Source organism: Stenotrophomonas sp. 1L-E-5-B-C3 (genome assembly GCF_057292075.1).
This window is the reverse complement of the sequence record NZ_JBXAWS010000032.1, coordinates 1-23,084: the sequence shown is the minus strand read 5'-3', so window position 1 is coordinate 23,084 and position 23,084 is coordinate 1. Positions and strand designations below refer to the sequence as shown.

Sequence of the window (23,084 nt, the reverse complement as noted above, 5' to 3'; positions counted from 1 at the left end):
GTTTGAAACGCGCGTCGTATCTGTTCATGTATCCCTCGGGGTTGGATCTGGTGTCCAATTCCCGGGGGTCACTTCATGGACGGGTTTACGGCGTCTCCCGCAACCGGACCCACCCCGCCATCCCACGGGAAACCCGCTGTTGCTGTTGCAGTTGACGTTGCTTGAGGCGGGTGCAGGGCGCAGCCCTGCCGATACCCCTCCCCCCGGCCGGGCTGGCAGAATAGGCGTCTCTGCCGTTATCCGAAGCCGCCGATGCGCCTCTCCCAGTTCCACCTGCACACCACCAAGGAAACCCCCAGCGACGCCGAGCTCACCAGCCACCGGCTGATGCTGCGCGCGGGCATGATCCGCAAGCTCGCATCCGGCCTGTACACCTGGTCGCCGCTGGGCCTGCGCGTGCTGCGCAAGGTTGAACGCATCGTCCGCGAGGAAATGGACCGTGCCGGTGCCGTGGAATTCCAGATCCCGACCATCCAGCCGAAGGAACTGTGGGAGCAGACCGGCCGCTGGCAGAAGTTCGGCCCGCAGCTGCTGAAGATCAAGGACCGCAAGGACCAGACCTTCTGCTACAGCCCGACCGCCGAGGAAGCCGCCTGCGACTTCGCGCGCAGCGAGCTGTCCAGCTACAAGCAGCTGCCGGTCAACTTCTACCAGATCCAGACCAAATTCCGCGACGAGATCCGCCCGCGCTTCGGCGTGATGCGTTCACGCGAATTCCTGATGAAGGACGCCTACTCGTTCCACCTGCACGATGAGTGCCTCGTGCGCGAGTACGAGAACATGAAGTCGGCCTACAGCCGCATCTTCACCCGCCTCGGCCTGGATTTCCGCATGGTGCAGGCGGACTCCGGTGCGATCGGTGGCGACGCCTCGCAGGAATTCCACGTGATCGCCGATTCCGGCGAAGATGCGCTGGTGTTCTCCACCGGCTCGGACTACGCGGCCAACATGGAAGCGGCGATTGCCGCCGATCCGGCACCGCGTGCGGCCGCCAGCGAAGCCATGCGCAAGGTCGATACCCCCACCCAGAAGACCTGCGAGGATGTCGCGGCCCTGCTCGGCATCAACCTGCAGCGCACGGTGAAGTCGGTGGCGCTGATCGCCGGCGAAGGCGAAGCACAGCAGTTCGTGCTGGTGCTGGTGCGCGGTGACCACGAGGTCAACGAGATCAAGCTGGCCAAGGTTGCCGGCCTGGATGAACAGCGCTTCGCCAGTGAGGCGGAAATCGCCGAGCACCTGGGCAGCGTGCCGGGCTTCCTCGGCCCGATTGCGCCGGCCAAGGCCATCCGCGTGGTGGCTGATCGCGAAGTGGCGGCGATGTCCGACTTCGTCGTCGGCGCCAACGAAGCCGGTTTCCACCTGGCCGGCGTCAACTGGGGCCGCGATCTGGCGGAACCGGAAGTGGCCGACATCCGCAACGTGCGTGCCGGTGACCGCGCGCTGGACGGTGGTGAACTGAAGATCGCCCGTGGCATCGAAGTCGGTCACGTGTTCCAGCTCGGCCGTACGTACGCCCGAGCGCTTGATGCCACCGTGCTGGACGAGAATGGCAAGGCCGCGGTGATGGCGATGGGCTGCTATGGCATCGGCATCTCGCGCGTGGTGGCTGCCGCGATCGAACAGAACCATGACGATGCCGGCATCATCTGGCCGGACGCGATGGCGCCGTGGCAGGTGGTGGTGTGCGTGATCAACCCGAAGGGGGACGCCGCCGTGGCCGACGCCGCCACCAACCTGCTGCAGGAACTGCGCGATGCGGGCCTGGACGCGGCGCTCGATGACCGTGGCCTGCGCCCGGGCGCGATGTTCGCCGACATGGAACTGATCGGCATCCCGCACCGCGTGGTGGTGAGCGAACGTGGCCTGGCCGCCGGTACCTACGAGTACCGCTCGCGCCGCGCCAGCGAAGCGGAAAGCCTGGACAAGGCCACCCTGCTGCAGCGCCTGCAGGGTTGATCAAGAAAAGACCGGGGCATGCCCCGGTCTTTTTTTGCGTTGTGTTCATCTGATCGATATTGCAGCGGACATAATCCGGTCAAAATCGACGCAATGCAGCCGGCATGCCGCCAAGCCCTGTCCTGCCTGCATTTGTGCTCTGATTAATTCATCACTATTCTGTCCGCCGACGCCATGGACTGGCTCGTCCCGTCCACACATTAGTTTCCGGAGTAACCGTAAATGAGCATTGACCTGACCGGCCTGTCGGCACGCGAGCTGGGCGCCCTGATCCGCACCGCCAAGAAGCAGCAGACCATCGTCGCCAAGCGCCGGCCGATCACCAAGGTCCGGGCCCAGCTGATCAAGCTGGCCAAGACCGAGGGTTACACCATCGAGGAACTGTTCGGCGATGCCCCGGCCCCGCGCGCGCGCAAAGTGGCCAAGGCCGCCAAGGCACCGTCGAAGACCGCCGGCCGCAAGCTGGGCAAGGTTGCCCCGAAGTACCGCAACCCGGCCAATCCGAAGGAAACCTGGACCGGTCGCGGCAAGCAGCCGCGCTGGATGGCCGAACTGACCGCCAAGGGCAACAAGAAGCCGGAAGATTTCCTGATCAAGAAGGCCTGAGGCCGGATCGGGATGCAATGAAAAACGCCGGCGAAAGCCGGCGTTTTTTTTAGGTAGCGCCGGGCCATGCCCGGCGAGCGCAGCGGTTGGTTCCCCGATCCGCCGGGCATGGCCCGGCGCTACCGCCTGATCACAGCGTCTTGCGGGCCGGCATCAGCAGGTTGCCGAACAGCAGGCCAGCAACCAGCGCCATCACCACGTTCAGCACGGTCAGGAACACACTCTGGCCGGCGCCTACGTCCTGCTGCTGGACCAGGGTCAGCACGCCGCGCAGGCTGGTGCTGCCGGGCACCATCATGATGATGCCGGGCAGACGGATGATCGCGCCCGGGCGGCCAACGAGGCGCCCGAACAGGTTGCCACCGGCGGTCAGCAGCATCGCCGACAGGAAGATGCCGGCCGGCGCACCCCAGGCATGGCCGCCGAACTTGGAGATCGCATAGCCGGCCACCGAGGCGGCGATCACCCACGGATAGTCGCGACGGTTGGCCTTGAACAGCATCGCGAAAGCGAAGGCCGCGGTCAGCAGCGAACCCCACTCGACCCATGGCCCCTGCGGGCGCGTCGCACGGATCACCGGATCCAGGCCGAGCACGTCGGCCAGGGTCACCGCGATCATTGCGCCGACGCTGAGCTTCATGATGGTGGTCAACGCCCCAGCAAAGCGCGCGGTACCCGACACCCAGTGCTGGCTGGCCAGCTCGTTGACCGCGTTGGTCAGCGACATGCCTGGCAGCAGCACCACCAGCGAGGCGATGATCACCGTATTGAGGTTGAGCGCGCCGACGAAGGACGCCACCAGCGTGGCCACCAGGCCGGCCAGCAGCGCAGCCAGTGCCTCGGCTGCCTCGCGGGTGGCCGGGCGGCGATCGGTGACCATGCCGAGCAGGCCGATCATCAGGCCGATGACACCGGCGGTGGCGATGTCCAGCCACGGCAGCTTCCACATGCCGGCCACGCCGGCCGCACCGAGAGTGAACGAAAGGATGGTGCGCAGCTTGCCGCGGCGGCCCGGATCCTTGTCCAGCTGGCGCAGCGCGGTGTGGCCCTGGGCGATGCTCATCCGCCCGTTGGCCACTTCCTCGGCGATATGGTCGGCGACGCTGAGCTTGTGCAGATCGTTTTCACCGGGCGCCAGGCGGATCACGCGGGTGATGTCACTGGAGCCGATCGCCTGCGCCGGGTCGCTGAAGCTGAGAATGATACCGGTGGGATTCGACCACGGTTCACAATCCAGATCGAGCTGGCGGGCCAGTGCCACCACCGCCGTTTCCAGGCGCTGAGCCGTTGTGCCATAGCTGTGCAGGCGTCCGGCGATCTCGGAAACAAAGGCCACGCGCTGTGCGTAGGTGGCCTGGGGCGTGGGGATCGTGTGAGCGTCTGCGGACATGCGCCGTAGTATTACCTAGGCTGGGGCTTACCGGAGAAATTCATCCGAGTTCGACGCGAAGCCCGATACAGAACGGTTATGCTGCGACCCGAATGGCCCAAGTGACCCCGAACCACGCCCCCCAGCTCGAACAGGATGCCCATGACCCGGGCCTGATCCGCCTGTCCGGCACCTGGACCCTGAAGACCGCGCTGGCCGCGGCCGAAGTCCTGCGCGACGTTCCCGACACGTTGACCGGCATCGATGCCACCGGCATCGAGAAGATGGATTCGGCGGGCGTGCTGCAGGTGCTGCGCGTGGCCCATCGCGCCGACCTCGGCGAGGACGCGCTGCAGTTCCGTCCGGATCACCAGGCGCTGGTGTGCACCATCGAGGAAGTGGCCGACGACCGGCCCAAGCCCAAGCGCGATTTCGGCGTGCTGGCCGCGCTGGAACGGTTGGGTGTCAGCGTCCATGCCACCGGCCACAACATCAAGGCGCTGTGCAGTTTCCTCGGCGAGAACCTGGTCAAGGCCGCGCGCCTGGTGAAGGAACCCCGCCGTTTCCGCCTGACCGCCACCGTGCACCAGATGGAGCAGGTCGGGCTGGATGCGGTACCGCTGGTGGCGCTGCTGTCCTATCTGGTCGGCGCGGTGATCGCCTTCCTCGGCTCGACCATCCTGCGCGATTTCGGCGCCGAGATTTACGTGGTCGAGCTGGTCAACATCGCCTTCCTGCGCGAGTTCGCCGTGCTGCTGACCGCGATCGTGCTGGCCGGCCGCACTGCCAGCGCGTTCACCGCGCAGATCGGTGCGATGAAGGCGCGCGAGGAAATCGATGCGATGCGCACACTGGGCCTGGACCCGATCGACCTGCTGGTACTGCCACGGCTGTTCGCGCTGCTGGTCACGCTGCCGCTGCTGACCTTCATCGCGATGGTCGCCGGCCTGGCCGGCGGCATCACGGTGGGCGCATTCGACCTGGATATTCCACCGCAGATGTATATCGCCCGCATGCACGACACGATGGAAGTGCGGCACATGCTGGTGGGCCTGTCCAAGGCGCCGGTGTTCGCGCTGGTGATCGGCCTGATCGGCTGCCTGGAAGGCCTGAAGGTCGAAGGCACGGCGCAGTCGGTCGGCGAGCGCACCACCTCCAGCGTGGTGCAGACGATCTCGCTGGTGATCATCATCGACGCCTTCGCGGCGTTGTGGTTCATGCACATGGACTGGTGACATGAGCACGCATCCGACACCCGAAGAAGTGCCCATGCGCGACGATGACGGCCACGACCTCGCCATCCGCGTGCGTGGCCTGATCAATCGATTCGGCAGCCAGACCGTGCACGAGGACCTGGACCTGGACGTGCGCCGCGGTGAGATCCTCGGCGTGGTGGGTGGTTCGGGCACCGGCAAATCGGTGCTGATGCGCTCGATCCTCGGCCTGCGCGTGCCCGATGCCGGGCAGATCGAAGTGCTCGGCCGCGATGCGCGCGCCGACGATGCCGAGAGCCGCCTGCACATCGAACGCAACACCGGCGTGCTGTTCCAGGACGGCGCGCTGTTCTCGTCGCTGACGGTGGGCGAGAACGTGCAGGTACCGCTGAAGGAGCACCACCGCGAACTGCCCGAGCGCTGGCACTACGAACTGGCGCTGCTGAAGGTGAAGCTGGCCGGCCTGCCCGCCGACGCGATCAACAAGCTGCCCTCGCAGCTGTCCGGTGGCATGCGCAAGCGTGCCGGCCTGGCCCGTGCATTGGCCCTGGACCCGCCGCTGCTGTTCCTGGATGAACCCACTGCTGGACTGGACCCGATCGGCGCGGCGGCCTTCGACCGCCTGATCAAGACCCTGCAGGAAGCACTGGGCCTGACCGTGTTCCTGATCACCCACGATCTGGACACCCTGTACGCGATCTGCGACCGGGTGGCGGTGATCGCCGACCGCAAGGTGGTGGCCAATGCGCCGCTGCCGGAGATCGAGAAACTGGACCATCCGTGGATCCAGGAGTATTTCCACGGACCGCGCGCGCGTGCCGCCCGCGGCGAACAGATCGAGAGTGCCTGAGCCATGGAAACCAAAGCCAACTACGTGCTGATCGGCGCGTTCACCCTGATCACCGGCCTGGCCCTGCTGGCCTTCGGCCTGTGGGCCGCCAAGTACTCCTCCGACCGCACCTGGCAGGAATACCGCGTGGTGTTCCGCGAGGCGGTCACCGGCCTGTCGGTCGGCAGCCCGGTGCAGTACAACGGCATCGCGGTCGGTTCGATCATCGAACTGAACCTGGTACCGGATGACCCGCGCCAGGTGGTCGCACGCATCCGCCTGAACTCGACCACGCCGGTGAAGACCGATACTCGTGCCAAGCTGGCGATCACCAGCCTGACCGGCCCGTCGATCATCCAGCTCAGTGGCGGCACGCCGCAGTCGCCGGCGCTGACCACGGTCAACAAGGACCCGGCACCGATCATCCCGACCACACCGTCGGCCCTGCAGAACATCACCGATGTGGCCAACCGCATCGTCGAGCGCATGGACCAGATCCTCAGCGACCGCAACGTGGCGTCCATCAACGCAACACTGGCCAACCTGGAAACCATCAGCGGCGGCCTGGCTGACCGCGACCAGGGTACCCAGGCGCTGCTGCTCAGCGCTCGCGATGCCGCGCGCAGCCTCGACACCACGCTGAAGACTACCAACGGCACCATCGAGCGCCTGGACAAGAACCTGGTGCAGCAGCTGCCGGGCATCATCGACAAGCTCGACGGCACCCTGGTCAAGCTCGACTCGGCCGCCGGCAACGCCGATTCGATCCTTGGCGAGAACCGCGCCGCGATCAACAGCTTCGCCAACGACGGTCTCGGCCAGCTGGGCCCGACGCTGACCGAACTGCGCGGGCTGATCCGCGACCTGCGCCGGGTCAGCGACCGCCTCGAGAACAACCCCGCGCGCTACCTGCTTGGCCGCGACGCCCCGAAGGAGTTCGAACCCCAATGAGCCCGACCACCCTTCCGCGCCTGCTGCTGGCCACTTCGATGCTCGCCCTGCTGGGCGGCTGCTCCATCCTCGGCAGCAGCGAGAAAACCGCGGTGACGCTTTACTCGCCCTCGGTGCAGGTGAAGGCCGACCCGGCGTGGCCGCAGGCCAGCTGGCAGCTGGTGCTGGCCAAGCCCAGCGCCGCACGCATGGTCGACAGCCCGCGCATCAACGTGCGGCCGACGCCATCGCAGCTGGAGATCTACAAGGGGGCCAGCTGGGCGCAGCCGGCCACCGACATGATCGAAGACACCCTGCTGCGCGGCTTCGAGGATTCCGGCCGGATCCGTGGCGTGGCACGCAGCACCGCCGGCATCCGCGCCGACTACAAGCTGTCCACCGACGTGCGCCGCTTCGAATCGGACTACCAGGGCCAGGCGACGCCGACGGTGGTGATCGAGGTCAACGCCAAGCTGATCCACGTCGCCGACCAGCGCGTGGTCGCTGACCGTACCTTCCGCCAGTCGCAGCCGGTCGGCAGCACCGATGTGCCGGCGGTCACTGCCGCGTTCGAGCGTGGCCTGCAGCAGCTGGCGCAGGATGTGGTCGGTTGGACGCTGCAGAGCGGGCAGGCCGACCAACCGACCGTGACCCGCTGAACGCACCAGGGGTCGGATCCCTTTCCCCCTCGGGAAAGGGCTCTGACCCCACGTCACTGACCCCAAATTCCTCAGCGCGGCGTAATCCAGCGGAAGGTCAGGTTGATGCGCTCACCCTGCACCCGCGCCATCTTCGGCAACGCGTGCTGGTAGAACCTCTGCGTCTGCCCCGCCATCACCAGCAGATCGCCATGGCCAAGCAGGAATTCGGCCTTCCGCGCCGGGTCATCGCGACGGCGCAGCAGGAAGCGCCGCGCTGCGCCCAGGCTCAGTGAGGCAATCACCGGCGACGGCCCCAGTTCGGGTTCGTCATCACTGTGCCAGCCCATGTAGTTGCCACCGCCGCGATAGCGGTTCAGCAGCACGCTGTTGAAGCGGCCGAGACCTTCGGTTTCCAGATGCTCACGTACGCCCTGTAGCGACAGCGGCCACGGATGCGGCACGAATTCAGCACCGGAATAGCGGTAACGGGCCTGCGGATCGCCTATCCAGCAGCTCAACCGCGGCGAATCCACCCAGTTGCCGAACATGCGGATGCGATGCACCTCCCAAGGCACTTCGGCCCGAAGCGCCAGCAGCAATGCATCGGCCTCGCCCGCCGGTAACCAACCGGGCAAGTGCTGGACTTCGGCATCGGGCAGGTCGTGGGGGAAGAGCATGCCAGCACAGTAGCATCGGACAGATTTGCCGTTGCAACGGCGATTGCCGGAAAATGGGCTCAGTCCCGATGCTGGTCCCGAACAATGCGCACTGTCTTCCTTCCCAGGTTCCAGCAATGAGTGGCGCAGCGTCCGGCATCCGCCAGCTCAGCTTCTCCGTCCTGCGCGCGTTGTTCCGTGCCCTGCCGATGCCCGCGGCGCTGCGCGATCGCCTGCGCAACCAAGGCCTGGACCGCATCGGCAGCTGGAGCCCACCGCCGCCGCGCGGTCGTGTCGGCGCAGCAGCCGATGGTGCGCGTGCGCTGCTGCGTGCCGATGAACGGGCGATCGGTTACGCCGCCGCGGAAGACGCACCATTGCCGGCAGCACCGCCAGCCACGCTGGTGGCCTTCTATCTGCCGCAGTTCCATCCATTCGAAGAGAACGATGCGTGGTGGGGCAAGGGCTTCACCGAGTGGCGCAATGTCAGCCGCGCCTTACCCCAGTTCGAGGGTCATGTACAACCGCGCCTGCCCGGCGACCTGGGCTTCTACGACCTTCGCGTTGGCGAGACGCTACGTGCGCAGGCGAAACTGGCCACAGACCACGGCATCGGTGCCTTCTGCTTCTACTTCTACTGGTTCAGTGGCCACACGCTGATGGAGCAGCCCCTGCGTCAATGGCTGGCCGACAGCACGATTGAACTGCCTTTCTGCCTGTGCTGGGCCAACGAGAACTGGACCCGGCGCTGGGATGGTCGAAACCAGGACGTGCTGATCGGCCAGCAGCACAGCGAGCAGGATGATCTGGCCTTCATCGCCCACATCGCCGAATACCTGCGGGACCGCCGGGCATTGAAGGTCGATGGACACCCCGTGCTGCTGCTGTATCGCCCGCAACTGCTGCCCGATCCCAAGGCCACGGCCGCGCGCTGGCGCGGCTGGTGCCGTGACAATGGCATCGGCGAGATCCATCTGGCCTATGTCCAGAGTTTCGAGCGCCCGGACCCACGCGATATCGGCTTCGATGCCGCCGTGGAGTTCCCGCCGAACATAGCCGCTCCACGTCAGCTGAACACGTCCCAGTTCCTGCTCAACCCCGGCTACGAAGGCGACGTGCGCGACTGGCGCGAGCTGGCGGCGCAGATGCGCACGGCACCGTTACCGGACTATCCGTTGTATCCGGGCGTAAATCCGGGTTGGGACAACGAGGCCCGCCGCCCCGGACGCGGACGCGTCCTGCTGCACGCGTCGCCGCGCGGCTATGCTGACTGGCTGCACGACACGGTGCACGGACGCCTGCGCGATGTTCCGCCGGCCAGGCGCATGGTGTTCATCAACGCCTGGAACGAATGGGCGGAAAGTGCTGTGCTCGAGCCCGACGCCCGCCTCGGCCATGCCTGGCTGCAGGCCACCCGCCGCGCAATGACGCCCTCGCAGCCTGCACCATCGCGGCCGTGCGTCGTCATCCATGCCTGGCACTTGGACGCGCTGCCCGAGCTGTTGAGCGCGGTGAAGGACAGCGGGCTTCCGGCACGTCTTGTCATCACCACCACATCTGACCGGCAAGCACAGGTGCAGTCGATCACCGAGTCGCACGGACTGCCTGCCGAGATCTGGGCCTACGACAACCACGGCCGCGACATCCTGCCCTTCCTGCATGCCGCCGACCGGCTGCTGCAGCAGAACGAATCGCTGGTGCTGAAGCTGCATACCAAGCGCTCCACCCATCGCGACAACGGTGACCAGTGGCGGCGCGAGATGGTTGATGCGCTGCTGGGCCCGGCCCAGGCGGCGGCGAACCTGGCCCATCTCCAAGCCGATCCCCGCCTGGGGCTGATGGCTCCTGCCGGGCATCTGCTGAATGTGGCCGACTACATCGGTGGCAATGCACAGCGCATGGAGCGGCTGTGGGCACAGCTGGGGCTGGACGGTGCGCCCGGCGACGGTCAGTTCGCGTCCGGCAGCATGTTCTGGGTGCGCCTGCAGGCACTGCGCCCGCTGCTGGATGCGCACCTGCTGCCCAGCATGTTCGAGGTCGAAGCCGGCCAGATCGATGGCACCCTGGCCCATGCCATCGAGCGCGCGACCGGTGCCGTGGCCACGTGCGCCGGCTTCTCCGTGGGCGACACCTCCCAGGTGCACGGCGCCCCCCCACAACCAGCATCCGCGGGCTACCCATATGCCCGCGGGGGCTGAACCTCCGGCGTCACGCGCGAACGAACGCCACGCCAGTCTTTTCCTTCAGTTCGTCGTCGCTGACGCCCGGCGCCGCTTCCACCAGCAACAGGCCCTTGTCAGTCACGTCGAACACCGCCAGGTCGGTGATGATGCGATCGACCACGCCCACGCCGGTCAGCGGCAGCGTGCATTCGGCCAGGATCTTGTGTTCGCCGTTTTTGGCGGTGTGCTCCATCAGCACCACCACGCGCTGCACGCCGGCCACCAGGTCCATCGCGCCGCCCATGCCCTTGACCATCTTGCCGGGCACCATCCAGTTGGCCAGGTCGCCCTTGTGGGTGACCTGCATGGCGCCGAGGATGGCCAGGTTGACGTGGCCGCCGCGGATCATCGCGAAGCTGTCGTGGCTGCCGAAGTAGCTGGCACCGGCGCGTGCGGTCACGGTCTGCTTGCCGGCGTTGATCAGGTCGGCATCGACTTCGGCATCGGTCGGGAACGGGCCGATACCGAGCAGGCCATTTTCCGACTGCAGCCACACGTCCACGCCTTCGGGGATGTGGTTGGCAACCAGGGTCGGCAGGCCGATGCCCAGGTTCACGTAGGCGCCATCAGTCAGTTCGCGTGCGGCACGTGCCGCCATCTCATCGCGGGTCCACGCCATGTCAGTTGCCCTCCGCGCGGATGGTGCGCTGTTCGATACGCTTTTCAGGATGCGGGTTGTGCACGATGCGATGCACGTAGATACCCGGCAGGTGCACCTGGTCCGGATCGATGGCGCCCACCGGCACCACCTCCTCCACTTCCACGATGCAGACCTTGCCGGCCATCGCGCAGGCCGGGTTGAAGTTGCGCGCGGTCTTGCGGAACACCAGGTTGCCCGCTTCGTCGGCCTTCCACGCCTTGACCAGCGCGACATCGGCACGCAGCGCGGTCTCCATCACGTAGTGCTTGCCGTCGAACTCGCGGGTTTCCTTGCCCTCGGCCACCACCGTGCCGTAGCCAGTGGCAGTGAAGAACGCCGGGATGCCCGCACCGCCGGCACGCAGGCGCTCGGCCAGGGTGCCCTGCGGATTGAATTCCAGCTCCAGCTCGCCGGCCAGGAACTGGCGCTCGAATTCCTTGTTCTCGCCCACGTAGGACGAAATCATCTTCTTGATCTGCCGGGTTTCCAGCAGCTGGCCCAGGCCGAAACCATCGACGCCGGCATTGTTGGAGATCACGGTCAGGCCCTTGGCGCCACTGTCGCGCAGCGCGGCGATCAGGGCCTCGGGAATGCCACACAGGCCGAAGCCGCCCACGGCCAGCGTCTGGCCATCGGCGACCACCCCTTGCAGGGCCTCCGCCGCACTGGCGAAGCGCTTGCCGCGCTTGCCGGTGGAAGTCGATTGCTGCATTGCTGTACTACCCTGCACGTTGAGGATGACCGCATTCTAGCTGGAGGGCGGCGAAGGGCCTGGATGCGCCGCAGCATTGACGGAGCACCAGGCGGGCATTGGGTAGAATGGCCGATTCCACGCAGAAGGGTGCTGCAGCGCCTGCGCCCCTCCATCTACGATGACGCCGACCTTCACAGACGAAGACCTGTTCCGCTGGATAGACGAATGGACACTGCAGAAAAGCGAGCAGTGCCTGGGTGGCGTGCGCAACCGGCAACTCCGCGATGGCCTGCTGACGGCCGAGGTACAGGGTTCGGCCAGGCATCCCTACTACGTGGAGATCGATCTGACGGCCAGTACGCGCACCGCGCGCAGCCGCCTGCAGAGTGCCTGTTCCTGCCCCGTCGGCCGCACCTGCAAGCATGTGGCGGCGGTGCTGGTCTCGTACATGCTGGATTCGCTTGCCATGGACGACGAAAGCCCCCTGACCGAACAGAACCTGACGCAACCGCCGCGTCCTGAACTGCTGGCGGAGCTTTCGCGTTGGCAGAGCGCGCGGATCCAGCCGGCCCAGCCACGCCGGAACGGTGTCATCTTCGAACTGTCCACCTATAACCACCACCCCGCCGTGCTGGTCCGGCGCGTCAAGTACGGGACCGATGGTGCGATCAGCACGGGCAAGTGGATGGATATCACCGCGGACCTGCTGCTGGATCCTCCGGCATATCTCACGCCGACTGATCTGGCGGTGATGATCCAGCTACGCACCCAGCGGCAGCCCGCGACGAAGGACGAATGGATCGACTTCGCGGCCACCCTGCAGTTGATCGTCTCCAGCGGCCATGGCTGGGTCTCCTGCGGTACGCACGGCGACGTGCCGGCCCGGTCAGGAGCTCCACGCCGCGGCGAACTGGGCTGGACCGTTGGCATGACGCAGGGCGCGACGCTGCTGGAACCCGCGTTGAGCGTGGAGGGCGGCGCCAGAGGCGTGGTCCTGGGCCGGAGTGCGTGCTATCTGGACCCGGTCACCGGCGAGGTCGGTCCGCTGCTGCTGGATGTCAGGGCCGAGGACGCCGACGCCTTCCTGAGCCTGCCCAATCTGTTACCCAACGAAGAAGCGGTGGTCGCACAGATGCTGCAACAGATCGACCCTGCCCTGCCGCGCCCCGGTGCAAGCGACACGCTGCCCACCCTGCAGATCAGCGCGATGATCCCCGTGCTGCGCCTGCATACGATTGAGTTCCGGCCGGCATGGCTCGGCCGCCGCGACCCGTCGCAATGGGCCGATATCGCGACCGTGGCCTTCGAGTACGACGAGCATGTGCGGTTCCTGGATGACCCGAGCCTGTTCGCCCACGACACCGAGGGCCGGCTGGCCCTGTTGCCCCGCGACCTGGCTGAAGAAGCGCGACGGGAAGGCGAGCTGCGCAGTGTGAAGCTGCACCGCGACCCGCAGCCACGCGCGGTTCTGGATGGCGCAGGCCCTCAATTCCAGCTGCGTACCCATGACTGGACCGGATTCCTTCTGGGCGATGTACCACGACTGGAGGCCCTCGGCTGGAAGGTGGAGACGGATGACGATTTCCGCCATCGCATCACCCGGGTGGATGAGATCGATCTGGACATCCAGGCAGACCCGGAGGACGCGGGCTGGTTCAACCTGGGGTTGGAGATCCAGGTGGATGGCCGCAAAGTGTCCATGGTTCCGCTGCTGCAGCAGGTGCTGCACGCCGATCCGCGCTGGTCGCGCGGCCAGCTGGACGCCATTGGCGATGACGAGAACATCCTGCTGACTGCCAGCGGCAACACGCGCCTGGCGCTGCAGGCGTCGCGACTGAAGCCGATCATGGCCCTGCTGGCCGACCTGTTTACCCAGCGTGGTGCACCGTTGCGCTTGTCGGCGCACGACCGCGGCCGCCTGCAGGCGCTGCAGGACGATGCACACCTGCAGTTCCGGGGTCACAAGGACACCCAGGCACTCGTGCAGCGCCTGCTGCAGGCGCCAGCACCGGAAGACGTGGCACCGCCTGCGGGATTGCAGGCGACGCTGCGCAGCTACCAACGCGAAGGCCTGTCGTGGCTGCAGTATCTGCGCCAGCAGGGGCTGGGCGGCGTGCTGGCCGATGACATGGGCCTGGGCAAGACCCTGCAGACCCTGGCCCATCTGCTGGTCGAAAAGGAAAGTGGCCGCCTGGACCGGCCGGCGCTGCTGGTGGTGCCGACCTCGCTGCTGCACAACTGGGAGAGCGAAGCGGCACGCTTCACCCCTGACCTGCGCGTACTGACCCTGCACGGACCGGCCCGCGAGACGCTGTTCGACGCGATTCCCGCACATGACCTCGTGCTCACCACCTACCCCCTGCTGTGGCGCGACGAGCAGGCGTTGCAGGCGCATTCCTACCACCTGCTGATCCTGGATGAGGCACAGCAGGTGAAGAACCCGAAATCGCGGGCGGCGGTCACGCTGCGCACGCTGCAGGCGCGTCATCGCCTGTGCCTGACCGGTACGCCGCTGGAGAACCATCTGGGCGAACTGTGGACGCAGTTCGACTTCCTGCTGCCCGGGCTGCTCGGCAGTGAAAAGCTGTTCAACCAGCATTGGCGCCACCCCATCGAACGCGGCAGCGACCAGCGCCGTGCCCAACTGCTGGCGCAGCGGCTGCGCCCCTTCATCCTGCGCCGGCGCAAGGACCAGGTGGCCGCCGAACTGCCGCCGAAAACCCTCATCACCCGTGCGGTGACAATGGAGGGCGGGCAGCGTGATCTCTATGAAACCGTACGTGCGGCGATGGAGAAGCAGGTCCGCGAGGCCATCAGCGACAGCGGACTGGCACGCAGCCACATCCGGGTACTGGATGCGCTGCTGAAGCTGCGCCAGGTCTGCTGCGATCCGCGCCTGCTGCCGGGCGAAACGCCGGCACGCAATGCCGGTTCGGCCAAGCTTGAGCTGCTGCGCGAGATGCTGCCGTCGATGGTCGAGGAAGGCCGCCGCATCCTGCTGTTCTCGCAGTTCACCGGCATGCTGGCGCTGATTGCGCAGGCGCTCGACGGGCTGGGCCTGGCCTATGTAACCCTGACCGGTGATACCCAGGACCGGGTCACGCCGGTGCAGCGTTTCATGCAGGGCGAGGTGCCGCTGTTCCTGATCAGCCTGAAGGCCGGCGGCGTAGGGCTGAACCTGACCGCCGCCGACACCGTCATCCACTTCGATCCCTGGTGGAATCCGGCCGCCGAGAACCAGGCCAGTGACCGCGCCCATCGCATCGGCCAGCAGCAGCCCGTGTTCGTCTACCGGCTGATTGCCGCCGGCAGCATCGAAGAGCGGATCGCCGAGCTGCAGGAGCGCAAGGCGATGCTGGCCGAATCGATTCTTGAAGGCGGCGGCAGCGCCGGACCGCGCTTCAGCGAAGAGGACGTGCAGGCGCTGCTGGCGCCGTTGCCGGGTGCTTTGCCGGCGCGACGCAAGGCCGGCCGGCAAAGCAAGGTCCGCTAGAGCGTTGGGGCTGCGGCCAACGCCGCGACATCATTCGGCTCGAGCCACCGGGGTTGCGCGCCGCCCCAACACGGACAGCATCGCGAAGGCCAACAGCAGGAGCACGGGCAGGCGGACACGATCCGCACTGGTCCGCAGGTGCCAATCCAGGTCATGCGGCGTGCCGAGATAGACGAGGAACAGCACCGCGGCGTAAGCCAGCGCCGCCAGCAGCGACGTCATCGCCACCGGCGTGCGCAACGTCCGTCGCCAGAACACTGCCAACAACAGCAACGGAACCAGTACCCAGGCATCCAGGAGCAGTCGCTTGAGGATGAGCTGACTCCCACCATCGCTGACCAGGCGAGCGAGCAGCTGGCCCTTCATGTCGCTGCCCGCCAGATCATTGCCAACGCCCGCTCCGTCCACACTCAGCTTCCATGCCAGCAGCGGCAACAGGGCCACGAGCACGGCAAGGACGATGTGCCAAGCAAGGCGGCGCTCCCGCAACAGGCCATCCACCAGCACGGATGCTGTGAGTACGGCAGCCAGCACGGCGCCCTCGTTCTTCAGCATCGAGAGCACGGCCACCAGCAGGACGAATGCGATCAGCTCACCAGCACGCGGCCTACCGCCCGTCGTGCGGGCGCGGACAGCGGTTGCCACCACCGCGACTGCATAGACTGCCACCAGCGCATCCATGTAGCCGTTGAGCAGCATCTCGCGGCCCGTGCTCAGCAGCAACAACGCAAACAGCGCCACCAACCAGCGCGAGCGCAGGCTAGGCGCGATCAACAGCAAGGCAGGCAGCAGCAGCAACGGGGCCACAGCCTTGGGCAGCAGCTCGTTCCAGTGCCCCAGCAGGCCCGCGGCAGAGGCCATCAGCAACGGTACCAGCGCCGGATAGTCGTTGTGGCTCCACGGCGCGTAGTCGTCCAGCTGGGCATACAGCGAGCCCTCCAGGAAGATGCGCTTGGCATGGAACAGCCAGATCGACCGCGGGTCCCAGCCGTCACTGGGACTGCCCAATGCGATCAGCACCAGTGCGCAGGCGAGCAGCACCAACGGCGACACGCGCAGATCACGCACCGCGGGAAGCGCCAGCAAGGCACTGACCAGGAAGATAGCGAAGGCAACCAGCACCGGCCACCCCATCAGGCCTGTGGCCGCCAGGGCATAGCACAACAGCAACGAGGCCAGCATGGCCAGCGCCGCACGGCGTCCCAGTTCAACGGCAGTTGGCAAGAACGACATTTCCCCTCCTGTCGAGAACCTGGCAGGTGGCAGCCAGCGGGTCATCCGCCTTCAGCAGGCGATGTGGCGTATCGGCATCGCTGAAGCGCGCCGGATACAGCGCCTCCCACATGCGCTGCTGCAGCAACGGGTCGTCTTTCAGACCCTGCCCAAGCGACAACGGCGAGAGATCCTCGCGCTGCGCGCGCATCAGTTCACGAGCATCCACCACCTCGCGCGGTACGGACGCTGCAAAGCCTGCATCTTCAGCGAGCGCCTGGCGCAGCAGAGGGGTTTCGAAGTGCGAGCGGCGCGCCACCGAAGCAAGGGCGAGGACCAGCAACACGCCCAGCAAGGCGGCGGCAGCCCATTGCCAGGGCGAAGGGCGTCTGCGAACGGATAGGTTACTCATGTCTTCCATGAAAGGACGGGAAAGCGATGGATCCTGGACGAATGCCAGGACGCGCGTACTACTGGCAACGGTAGTCAGTCGGCATCCGGCTGTCGCGGAAAGGATCGGTCAGCGCATCGGTGTACTGGCCCATCAACAGGCGATGGGTCGGCAGCAGGTTTTTCCGGTAGAAGCGACTGAATGAGGCCAAGCGCTCACCCCGGGCTGTCAACCTGACACAGCCGCCATCGATCTGCACCGTGCCGGACTGCAGCTGCTCGGTCAAACGCACCTCCACCAGATGATGCTCACGCACATACTCTTCGGTGAAGACCTCGCGGAATGCATCCTCGCGGATGCCACCACCACGCTGCTGCAGCTTTTCCAGAATGTAGAACGACAGCGACCGATCAATCACTGTGGGTACGGAGATCGCGAACACGTAGCCGCCCAGCAGCCAGATGGCCGCGAGCTGGATCAGCTCCAGACGACTGAAATCGCGGAACCATTTCAGCAGATACAGCCCTGCGAACACGACCACAAGGGCGATCACCGCATCAAGGATACTGGCGTACAGCACCACGTTCACCCGGAAGTGGCGCATATGCACGTAGTAGACCAGCAGCAGGGCAACCACGAAGATGACGGTCGCCAATACGGCGCGCAGGTATCTGTTCATTTGAACACCAGGAATTTATTGGCAGCAAAACTGATGGTCATCTGCATGCCCGTGGCCAGCACGAAACCGATACGGTAATCCAGCTGCAACCGGTCTGCCCAAACGTACATCACCAGCCCATGCAACAGGGCGATGCCGGCATAGACCAGCAGGAACAACGAGCCTTGCCGCGCCACGTTTCCCTGTCTGCCGCGAAAGACAAAATAGCGGCTGCCAAGGAACGAGGCGATGATGCCAAACACCGCTGCCAGAGCATTGGCCGCCGCGGCGAGCGGGATGTGCAGCACCTCGATGTTGAAGCGCAGCACCCCGTAGTGAACGGCCGTGGCGGCAAGGCCGTTGATCACATAACGAATGAACTGGCCAGCCAGCGCGTCCTTACGCGCTACGACGGGTGGCATGCAGGACCTCGTCGACGAATTCACGATAGCTGCCGACGCCAAGCACGCCACCGCTGCGCATCATGCCCGACAGCATGAGGATGATCAGGGTCAGTGCGGCCGTCTGCAGGAACACCAGCACCAGAATGCCGAATGCCAGCGAGAACCACCCTTGAGATGCAAAGCCCAGCATCTTCAGCACGGTTGCGACGACACCGCCGGTGATCGACAGTGCCGCCACCACGGTGCAGGCGATGCCCACGCGCACCAGCACATCCTCGGCAAACACCATCAGCGCGCGAAACCCGTGCAGGGCCAGGCCGACAAAGTTCATCTTGCTGCGGCCGGCGTAGCGTGGCCCCCGATCCAGCGCGCAGGTCTGCACGCGCAGCTTGGACCCCAGCACGCAGGCCGCAACATGGATCCAGAGCTCCTGCATCGATGCCAACCGGCGCACCGCTGACATTTTCGCTGCCATGAAATTGCCGAAACTGATCTGCCTCCCGCTGAGCAGCGAGAACAGAAGCTTGTACACCACGTAGAAGGCCTTGAACCTCAACGATTCCACCCGGCTCCGGCGGCTGGCCACAACCACGTCGACATCGGCCGAATCCAGGCCGGCAACCAGCGCGGTGATGCTCTCAGGCGTGTCCTCTCCATCGGAATCCATGGCCACGACGATGTTGTCGCCATCAAAGTGTTCGGCCACATAGCTCAGGCCGATGGCAATCGCCCGCTGGTGCCCGACGTTGCGCCGCAGGCGGATCACCACGCCTTCCAGTCCTGAGGCCTCGATGGCACTGATCGGCAGTGGTTGCCGTACCGAGCCGTCGTCGACAGCCACAACATAGGTGTCCGGCCCCTGCGTGCGGGCGAGCTCGATGAACAGCTTCGAAGACGCTTCCAGGTCCTCATAGACCGGCATCACCACAATCTTGCGCATCGTCGGCACCTCAGGCCTGCAGCCGATGGCGGAAGTAGGCGATGGTTTCCTTCAGGCCGTCCTCCAGGCCGACTCTGGGTTCCCAGCCAAGATCGGCCCTGGCCAGGCTGATATCCGGCTGGCGCTGGCGCGGATCATCCGAAGGCAACGGGCGATACTCGATCTTCGACGAGCCACCGACCAGCCGGAGCACGGTTTCAGCCAGTTCCAGCATGGTGTACTCGGCCGGATTGCCGATATTGATCGGGCCGGTGAGGTCGGCTGGCGAATCCATCAGGCGCAGCATGCCTTCGATCAGATCGTCGACATAGCAGAAGCTACGGGTCTGGCTGCCGTCACCGTAGATGGTGATCGGGTCGCCCTTCAGCGCCTGCACGATGAAATTACTGACCACGCGGCCATCGTTGGGGTGCATGCGTGGGCCATACGTATTGAAGATGCGCATGACCTTGATTTCCAGCTGATGCTGGCGCCAATAGTCGAAGAACAGGGTTTCCGCACAGCGCTTGCCTTCGTCATAGCAGCTACGGATACCGATCGGGTTGACCCGGCCCCAGTAGCCCTCCACCTGCGGATGGATTTCCGGATCGCCATAGACCTCGCTGGTGCTGGCCTGCAGGATGCGCGCGCGCAGACGCTTGGCCAGGCCGAGCATGTTGATTGCACCATGCACGCTGGTCTTGGTGGTCTGCACCGGATCCTGCTGGTAGTGGATCGGCGAGGCCGGGCAGGCCAGATTGAAGATCCGATCCACTTCCACGTACAGCGGGAACGTCACGTCGTGGCGCATCAGCTCGAAGCGTGGGTGCCCCAGCAGCCCATCCACGTTCGCCTTGCTGCCGGTGTAGAAGTTGTCCACGCAGAGGACGTCATGGCCGGCCGCAATGAGGCGGTCACACAGGTGTGACCCCAGGAAGCCGGCACCGCCGGTCACCAGCACGCGCTTCTGATCGTGAGTGAATTTCAAAGCAATCCTCGAACCTTCTGGAGCAGCAGGCCAATCGGCGGTGGCCACGACAGGCCACACCCTCGGTATTCAGCGCGCAATTGTAAGCGAACTGCCTGCTGGCCATGTTCCGCCCAGCCGCGACCGCCCCCCGCCTGCGCCCCGGCACAGGGGGATCCGCCCCCGGCTCACCCGCCGTTTGCAGACCCTCCCGCTATAATCGGGATTCTCTTCCTGATGGACTGGTTTGATGCCCCTGCCCGCCTTCAAGGCCTACGATATCCGTGGCCGCGTGCCCGAGGAACTGAACGAAGACCTGGCCCGCCGCATCGGCGTCGCCCTGGCCGCGCAGCTCGCTCCCGGCCCGGTGGTGCTTGGCCATGATGTGCGCCTGACCAGCGCAGGCTTGCAGGACGCGTTGGCGGGCGGCCTGCGCGGCACCGGCCGCGAGGTGATCGACATCGGCCTCTGCGGTACCGAGGAAGTCTATTTCCAGACCGACCACCTGGGTGCGGCCGGCGGCGTGATGGTCACCGCCAGCCACAACCCGATGGATTACAACGGCATGAAGCTGGTCAAGGAGAACGCGCGGCCGATCAGCTCGGATACCGGCCTGTTCGCGATTTCCGATGCGGCCGCCGCCGACACTTCCGAGGCCCAGCCGCCTCGCGCGGGCCAAGTCGCCCAGCATGACAAGAGTGCCTATATCCAGCACCTGCTCAGCTATGTCGATACCAGCAGGCTCAAGCCGCTGAAGCTGGTGGTCAATGCCGGCAACGGCGGTGCTGGTGCCATCGTCGACCTGCTGGCACCGCACCTGCCGTTCGAGTTCATCCGCATCTGCCATGAACCCGATGGCAGCTTCCCCAACGGTATTCCCAACCCGCTGCTGCCGGAAAACCGCGCCGCCACCGCCGATGCGGTGCGCGAACACGGCGCGGACTTCGGCATTGCCTGGGACGGTGACTTCGACCGCTGCTTCTTCTTCGATCATTCCGGCCGCTTCATCGAGGGCTACTACCTGGTCGGCCTGCTGGCCAAGGCGATCCTGGCGCGCAATCCGGGCGGCAAGATCGTGCATGATCCACGCCTGGTCTGGAACACCGTGGACATGGTCGAGCAGGCCGGTGGCGTGCCCGTTCAGTGCAAGAGTGGCCACGCCTTCATCAAGGAAAAGATGCGTGCCGAAGATGCGGTGTACGGCGGCGAGATGAGCGCCCACCATTACTTCCGCGAGTTCGCCTATGCCGACTCCGGGATGATCCCGTGGCTGCTGATCGCGCAGCTGGTTTCCGAAAGTGGTCGTTCGCTGGCCGACTGGGTTGAAGACCGCATGGCCGCCTATCCCTGCAGCGGCGAGATCAATTTCAAGGTGGACGATGCCAAGGCCGCCGTCGCGCGCGTGATGGAGCACTTCGCGGCGCAGTCGCCCGCGCTGGACCACACCGACGGCATCAGCGCCGATTTCGGCGACTGGCGCTTCAACCTGCGCAGTTCCAACACCGAACCACTGCTGCGCCTGAACGTCGAAGCGCGCGGTGACGCTGCGTTGATGCAGGCGCGCACCGACGAAATTTCCCGTCTGATCCAGCAGTAACCGAGGCCCGCATGAGCAGCATCCAGCCCGTCATTCTCTCCGGCGGATCCGGCACCCGCCTCTGGCCGCTTTCGCGCGAAGCGTATCCGAAGCAGTTCCTGCCGCTGGCGGGCGAGCTGACCATGCTGCAGGCCACCTGGCAACGCGTCGCCCCGCTGGCGGCGCATGGCCCGCTGGTGATCGCCAACGAAGAACACCGTTTCGTCGCTGCCGAGCAGCTGCAGCAGGTCGGCGCCGAACCGGCCGCGATCATCCTCGAGCCGGTGGGCCGCAATACTGCACCGGCCATTGCCGTGGCCGCGCTGGAAGCCACCCGTGACGGTGCCGACGCACTGCTGCTGGTGCTGCCTTCTGACCATGTGATCACCAACGAGGCTGCCTTCCGCAGTGCAGTGCAGGCCGCGGCCAGTGCCGCCGACGCTGGGAAGCTGGTGACCTTCGGCATCGTACCGACCGGCCCGGAAACCGGTTATGGCTACATCAAAGCCGCTGATGGACAGGGCGTGCGTGCGGTCGAGCGTTTCGTCGAGAAGCCCGACCTCGAAACCGCCACCGGCTACGTGAGCAGCGGTCAGTACTACTGGAACAGCGGCATGTTCCTGTTCAAGGCGTCGCGCTACCTGCAGGAGCTGGAACGCTTCCAGCCGGAAATGCTGGCCAGTAGCCGCCAGGCCTGGCAGCAGGCCCGCCGCGATGCCGACTTCACCCGTCTGGACAAGGACGCCTTCACCGCCGTGCCCTCGGACTCGATCGACTACGCGGTGATGGAAAAGACCGCCGATGCGGTGGTGATTCCGCTGGATGCCGGCTGGAACGACGTCGGTTCGTGGACCGCGCTGCGCGATGTCTCGCAGCAGGATGGCGATGGCAACGCCCACCAGGGTGATGTGATCGCCATCGATTGCCGCAACACCTACGCCTATGCGCAGCGCCTGGTTGCACTGGTCGGCCTGGATGACGTGATCGTGGTCGAGACCGATGACGCGGTGCTGGTCGGCAAGGCCGACCGCATGCAGGAGGTCAAGACGGTGGTGGCGAAGCTGAAGGCCGAAGGCCGCAGCGAAGCCACCTGGCACCGCAAGGTCTACCGCCCCTGGGGTGCCTACGACTCGATCGACAATGGTGAGCGCTTCCAGGTCAAGCGCATCACCGTCAAGCCCGGCGGCACGCTCAGCCTGCAGATGCATCACCATCGCGCCGAGCACTGGATCGTGGTCAGCGGCACGGCTGAAGTGACTCGCGGCAATGAGGTGATCCTGCTCAGCGAAAACCAGAGCACCTATATTCCGCTGGGCGTGACCCATCGCCTGCGCAACCCGGGCAAGCTGCCGCTGGAACTGATCGAGGTGCAGTCGGGCAGCTACCTGGGCGAGGATGACATCGTGCGGTTCGAGGATACCTACGGGCGGAGTTGATGTCCCTGTTGCCCGGCTAGCGGGCGCCTGCAACCGCATTCCCCAAGCTTGAGGGAAACCAGAGCCAGCGCGGCTCTGGACTCCATCTCTTCTCACTCCACCGTCACGCTCTTGGCCAGGTTGCGCGGCTTGTCCACGTCGGTGCCACGCGCCAGTGCGGTGTGATATGCCAGCAACTGCACCGGGATGGTGTGCACGATCGGGCTGAGCACGCCGGCATGGCGCGGCGTGCGGATCACATGCACGCCCTCGGACTCGTTGAAGTTGCTGT

Annotated in this window: 20 protein-coding genes; 10 read left to right on the top strand and 10 right to left on the bottom strand. The window is 65.7% G+C overall.

The window, feature by feature from the left end; all coding sequences use genetic code 11:
• The first annotated feature begins 252 nt into the window (after positions 1 to 252).
• Together AC0Z6F_RS22060 and AC0Z6F_RS22055 are read left to right on the top strand one after the other, a co-directional pair.
• On the top strand, positions 253 to 1,956 hold the full coding sequence (locus AC0Z6F_RS22060; protein ID WP_012510001.1) for a proline--tRNA ligase: 1,704 nt from the start codon (positions 253 to 255) through the stop codon (positions 1,954 to 1,956).
• A 222-nt stretch (positions 1,957 to 2,178) separates the two neighbouring features.
• Positions 2,179 to 2,562 carry an H-NS histone family protein gene (locus tag AC0Z6F_RS22055; RefSeq protein WP_004142140.1) on the top strand — a complete coding sequence of 128 codons (384 nt, stop codon included), beginning with the start codon at positions 2,179 to 2,181 and terminating at the stop codon, positions 2,560 to 2,562.
• A 130-nt stretch (positions 2,563 to 2,692) separates the two neighbouring features.
• Here the strand turns inward: AC0Z6F_RS22055 and AC0Z6F_RS22050 are convergent, their stop codons facing one another.
• Entirely contained in the window at positions 2,693 to 3,952 is a 1,260-nt protein-coding gene (locus AC0Z6F_RS22050) for a threonine/serine exporter family protein (RefSeq protein ID WP_004142069.1), read from the bottom strand.
• A gap of 92 nt (positions 3,953 to 4,044) precedes the next feature.
• Between AC0Z6F_RS22050 and AC0Z6F_RS22045 the strand changes: the two genes are divergently transcribed.
• From AC0Z6F_RS22045 to AC0Z6F_RS22030, 4 genes are read left to right on the top strand one after another with little or no spacing between them, the layout of a single operon-like run.
• Positions 4,045 to 5,166 (top strand): ABC transporter permease, encoded by a 1,122-nt coding sequence (locus AC0Z6F_RS22045; RefSeq protein WP_012510000.1) that lies wholly within the window; start codon positions 4,045 to 4,047, stop codon positions 5,164 to 5,166.
• 1 nt (position 5,167) lies between these two features.
• Positions 5,168 to 5,995, top strand: coding sequence for an ABC transporter ATP-binding protein (locus AC0Z6F_RS22040; RefSeq protein WP_485618560.1), 828 nt, complete (start codon positions 5,168 to 5,170; stop codon positions 5,993 to 5,995).
• Between the two features lie 3 nt (positions 5,996 to 5,998).
• Entirely contained in the window at positions 5,999 to 6,925 is a 927-nt protein-coding gene (locus AC0Z6F_RS22035) for an MlaD family protein (protein WP_012509998.1), read from the top strand.
• Positions 6,922 to 7,563 carry an ABC-type transport auxiliary lipoprotein family protein gene (locus tag AC0Z6F_RS22030; RefSeq protein WP_012509997.1) on the top strand — a complete coding sequence of 214 codons (642 nt, stop codon included), beginning with the start codon at positions 6,922 to 6,924 and terminating at the stop codon, positions 7,561 to 7,563. The genes AC0Z6F_RS22035 and AC0Z6F_RS22030 overlap by 4 nt, the downstream gene beginning before the upstream one ends.
• A 71-nt stretch (positions 7,564 to 7,634) precedes the next feature.
• On the opposite strand, the gene AC0Z6F_RS22025 is transcribed toward AC0Z6F_RS22030, so the two are convergent.
• A complete protein-coding gene (locus AC0Z6F_RS22025; protein ID WP_012509996.1) occupies positions 7,635 to 8,222 on the bottom strand; it encodes an alpha-ketoglutarate-dependent dioxygenase AlkB family protein in 588 nt (195 codons plus the stop codon).
• Between the two features lie 116 nt (positions 8,223 to 8,338).
• Between AC0Z6F_RS22025 and AC0Z6F_RS22020 the strand changes: the two genes are divergently transcribed.
• A complete protein-coding gene (locus AC0Z6F_RS22020) occupies positions 8,339 to 10,399 on the top strand; it encodes a glycoside hydrolase family 99-like domain-containing protein (protein WP_012509995.1) in 2,061 nt (686 codons plus the stop codon).
• A 10-nt stretch (positions 10,400 to 10,409) separates the two neighbouring features.
• Here AC0Z6F_RS22020 and AC0Z6F_RS22015 read toward each other — a convergent pair whose 3' ends face one another.
• Both AC0Z6F_RS22015 and AC0Z6F_RS22010 read right to left on the bottom strand, forming a co-directional pair.
• Positions 10,410 to 11,042: a CoA transferase subunit B gene (locus tag AC0Z6F_RS22015; protein ID WP_012509994.1), complete on the bottom strand. Its 633-nt coding sequence runs from the start codon at positions 11,040 to 11,042 to the stop codon at positions 10,410 to 10,412.
• 1 nt (position 11,043) lies between these two features.
• Entirely contained in the window at positions 11,044 to 11,775 is a 732-nt protein-coding gene (locus AC0Z6F_RS22010; protein WP_012509993.1) for a CoA transferase subunit A, read from the bottom strand.
• 160 nt (positions 11,776 to 11,935) lie between these two features.
• Between AC0Z6F_RS22010 and AC0Z6F_RS22005 the strand changes: the two genes are divergently transcribed.
• Positions 11,936 to 15,250: a DEAD/DEAH box helicase gene (locus AC0Z6F_RS22005; protein ID WP_180889407.1), complete on the top strand. Its 3,315-nt coding sequence runs from the start codon at positions 11,936 to 11,938 to the stop codon at positions 15,248 to 15,250.
• A 30-nt stretch (positions 15,251 to 15,280) separates the two neighbouring features.
• Here the strand turns inward: AC0Z6F_RS22005 and AC0Z6F_RS22000 are convergent, their stop codons facing one another.
• The 6 genes from AC0Z6F_RS22000 to AC0Z6F_RS21975 are packed head-to-tail and all read right to left on the bottom strand — an operon-like array spanning position 15,281 to position 19,822.
• Positions 15,281 to 16,483, bottom strand: coding sequence for a hypothetical protein (locus AC0Z6F_RS22000; protein WP_485618564.1), 1,203 nt, complete (start codon positions 16,481 to 16,483; stop codon positions 15,281 to 15,283).
• Complete coding sequence (locus AC0Z6F_RS21995) at positions 16,458 to 16,883, bottom strand: hypothetical protein (RefSeq protein WP_004141952.1); 426 nt, start codon at positions 16,881 to 16,883, stop codon at positions 16,458 to 16,460. The genes AC0Z6F_RS22000 and AC0Z6F_RS21995 overlap by 26 nt, the downstream gene beginning before the upstream one ends.
• A 49-nt stretch (positions 16,884 to 16,932) precedes the next feature.
• Positions 16,933 to 17,532, bottom strand: a complete 600-nt coding sequence (locus tag AC0Z6F_RS21990) for a hypothetical protein (RefSeq protein ID WP_197584818.1) — start codon at positions 17,530 to 17,532, stop codon at positions 16,933 to 16,935.
• Positions 17,529 to 17,933 carry a GtrA family protein gene (locus AC0Z6F_RS21985; RefSeq protein WP_004141946.1) on the bottom strand — a complete coding sequence of 135 codons (405 nt, stop codon included), beginning with the start codon at positions 17,931 to 17,933 and terminating at the stop codon, positions 17,529 to 17,531. Before AC0Z6F_RS21985 ends, AC0Z6F_RS21990 begins: the two co-directional genes overlap by 4 nt.
• Positions 17,911 to 18,855, bottom strand: coding sequence for a glycosyltransferase (locus tag AC0Z6F_RS21980; RefSeq protein ID WP_065722731.1), 945 nt, complete (start codon positions 18,853 to 18,855; stop codon positions 17,911 to 17,913). Before AC0Z6F_RS21980 ends, AC0Z6F_RS21985 begins: the two co-directional genes overlap by 23 nt.
• Positions 18,856 to 18,865: 10 nt before the next feature.
• Positions 18,866 to 19,822 (bottom strand): UDP-glucuronic acid decarboxylase family protein, encoded by a 957-nt coding sequence (locus tag AC0Z6F_RS21975; RefSeq protein WP_012509987.1) that lies wholly within the window; start codon positions 19,820 to 19,822, stop codon positions 18,866 to 18,868.
• 229 nt (positions 19,823 to 20,051) lie between these two features.
• Here AC0Z6F_RS21975 and AC0Z6F_RS21970 point away from each other — a divergent pair, with 229 nt between their 5' ends.
• Together AC0Z6F_RS21970 and AC0Z6F_RS21965 are read left to right on the top strand one after the other, a co-directional pair.
• A complete protein-coding gene (locus tag AC0Z6F_RS21970) occupies positions 20,052 to 21,398 on the top strand; it encodes a phosphohexomutase domain-containing protein (protein WP_485618567.1) in 1,347 nt (448 codons plus the stop codon).
• Positions 21,399 to 21,409: 11 nt separating this feature from the next.
• On the top strand, positions 21,410 to 22,813 hold the full coding sequence (locus AC0Z6F_RS21965; protein ID WP_004141875.1) for a mannose-1-phosphate guanylyltransferase/mannose-6-phosphate isomerase: 1,404 nt from the start codon (positions 21,410 to 21,412) through the stop codon (positions 22,811 to 22,813).
• The last annotated feature ends 271 nt before the right edge of the window (positions 22,814 to 23,084 follow it).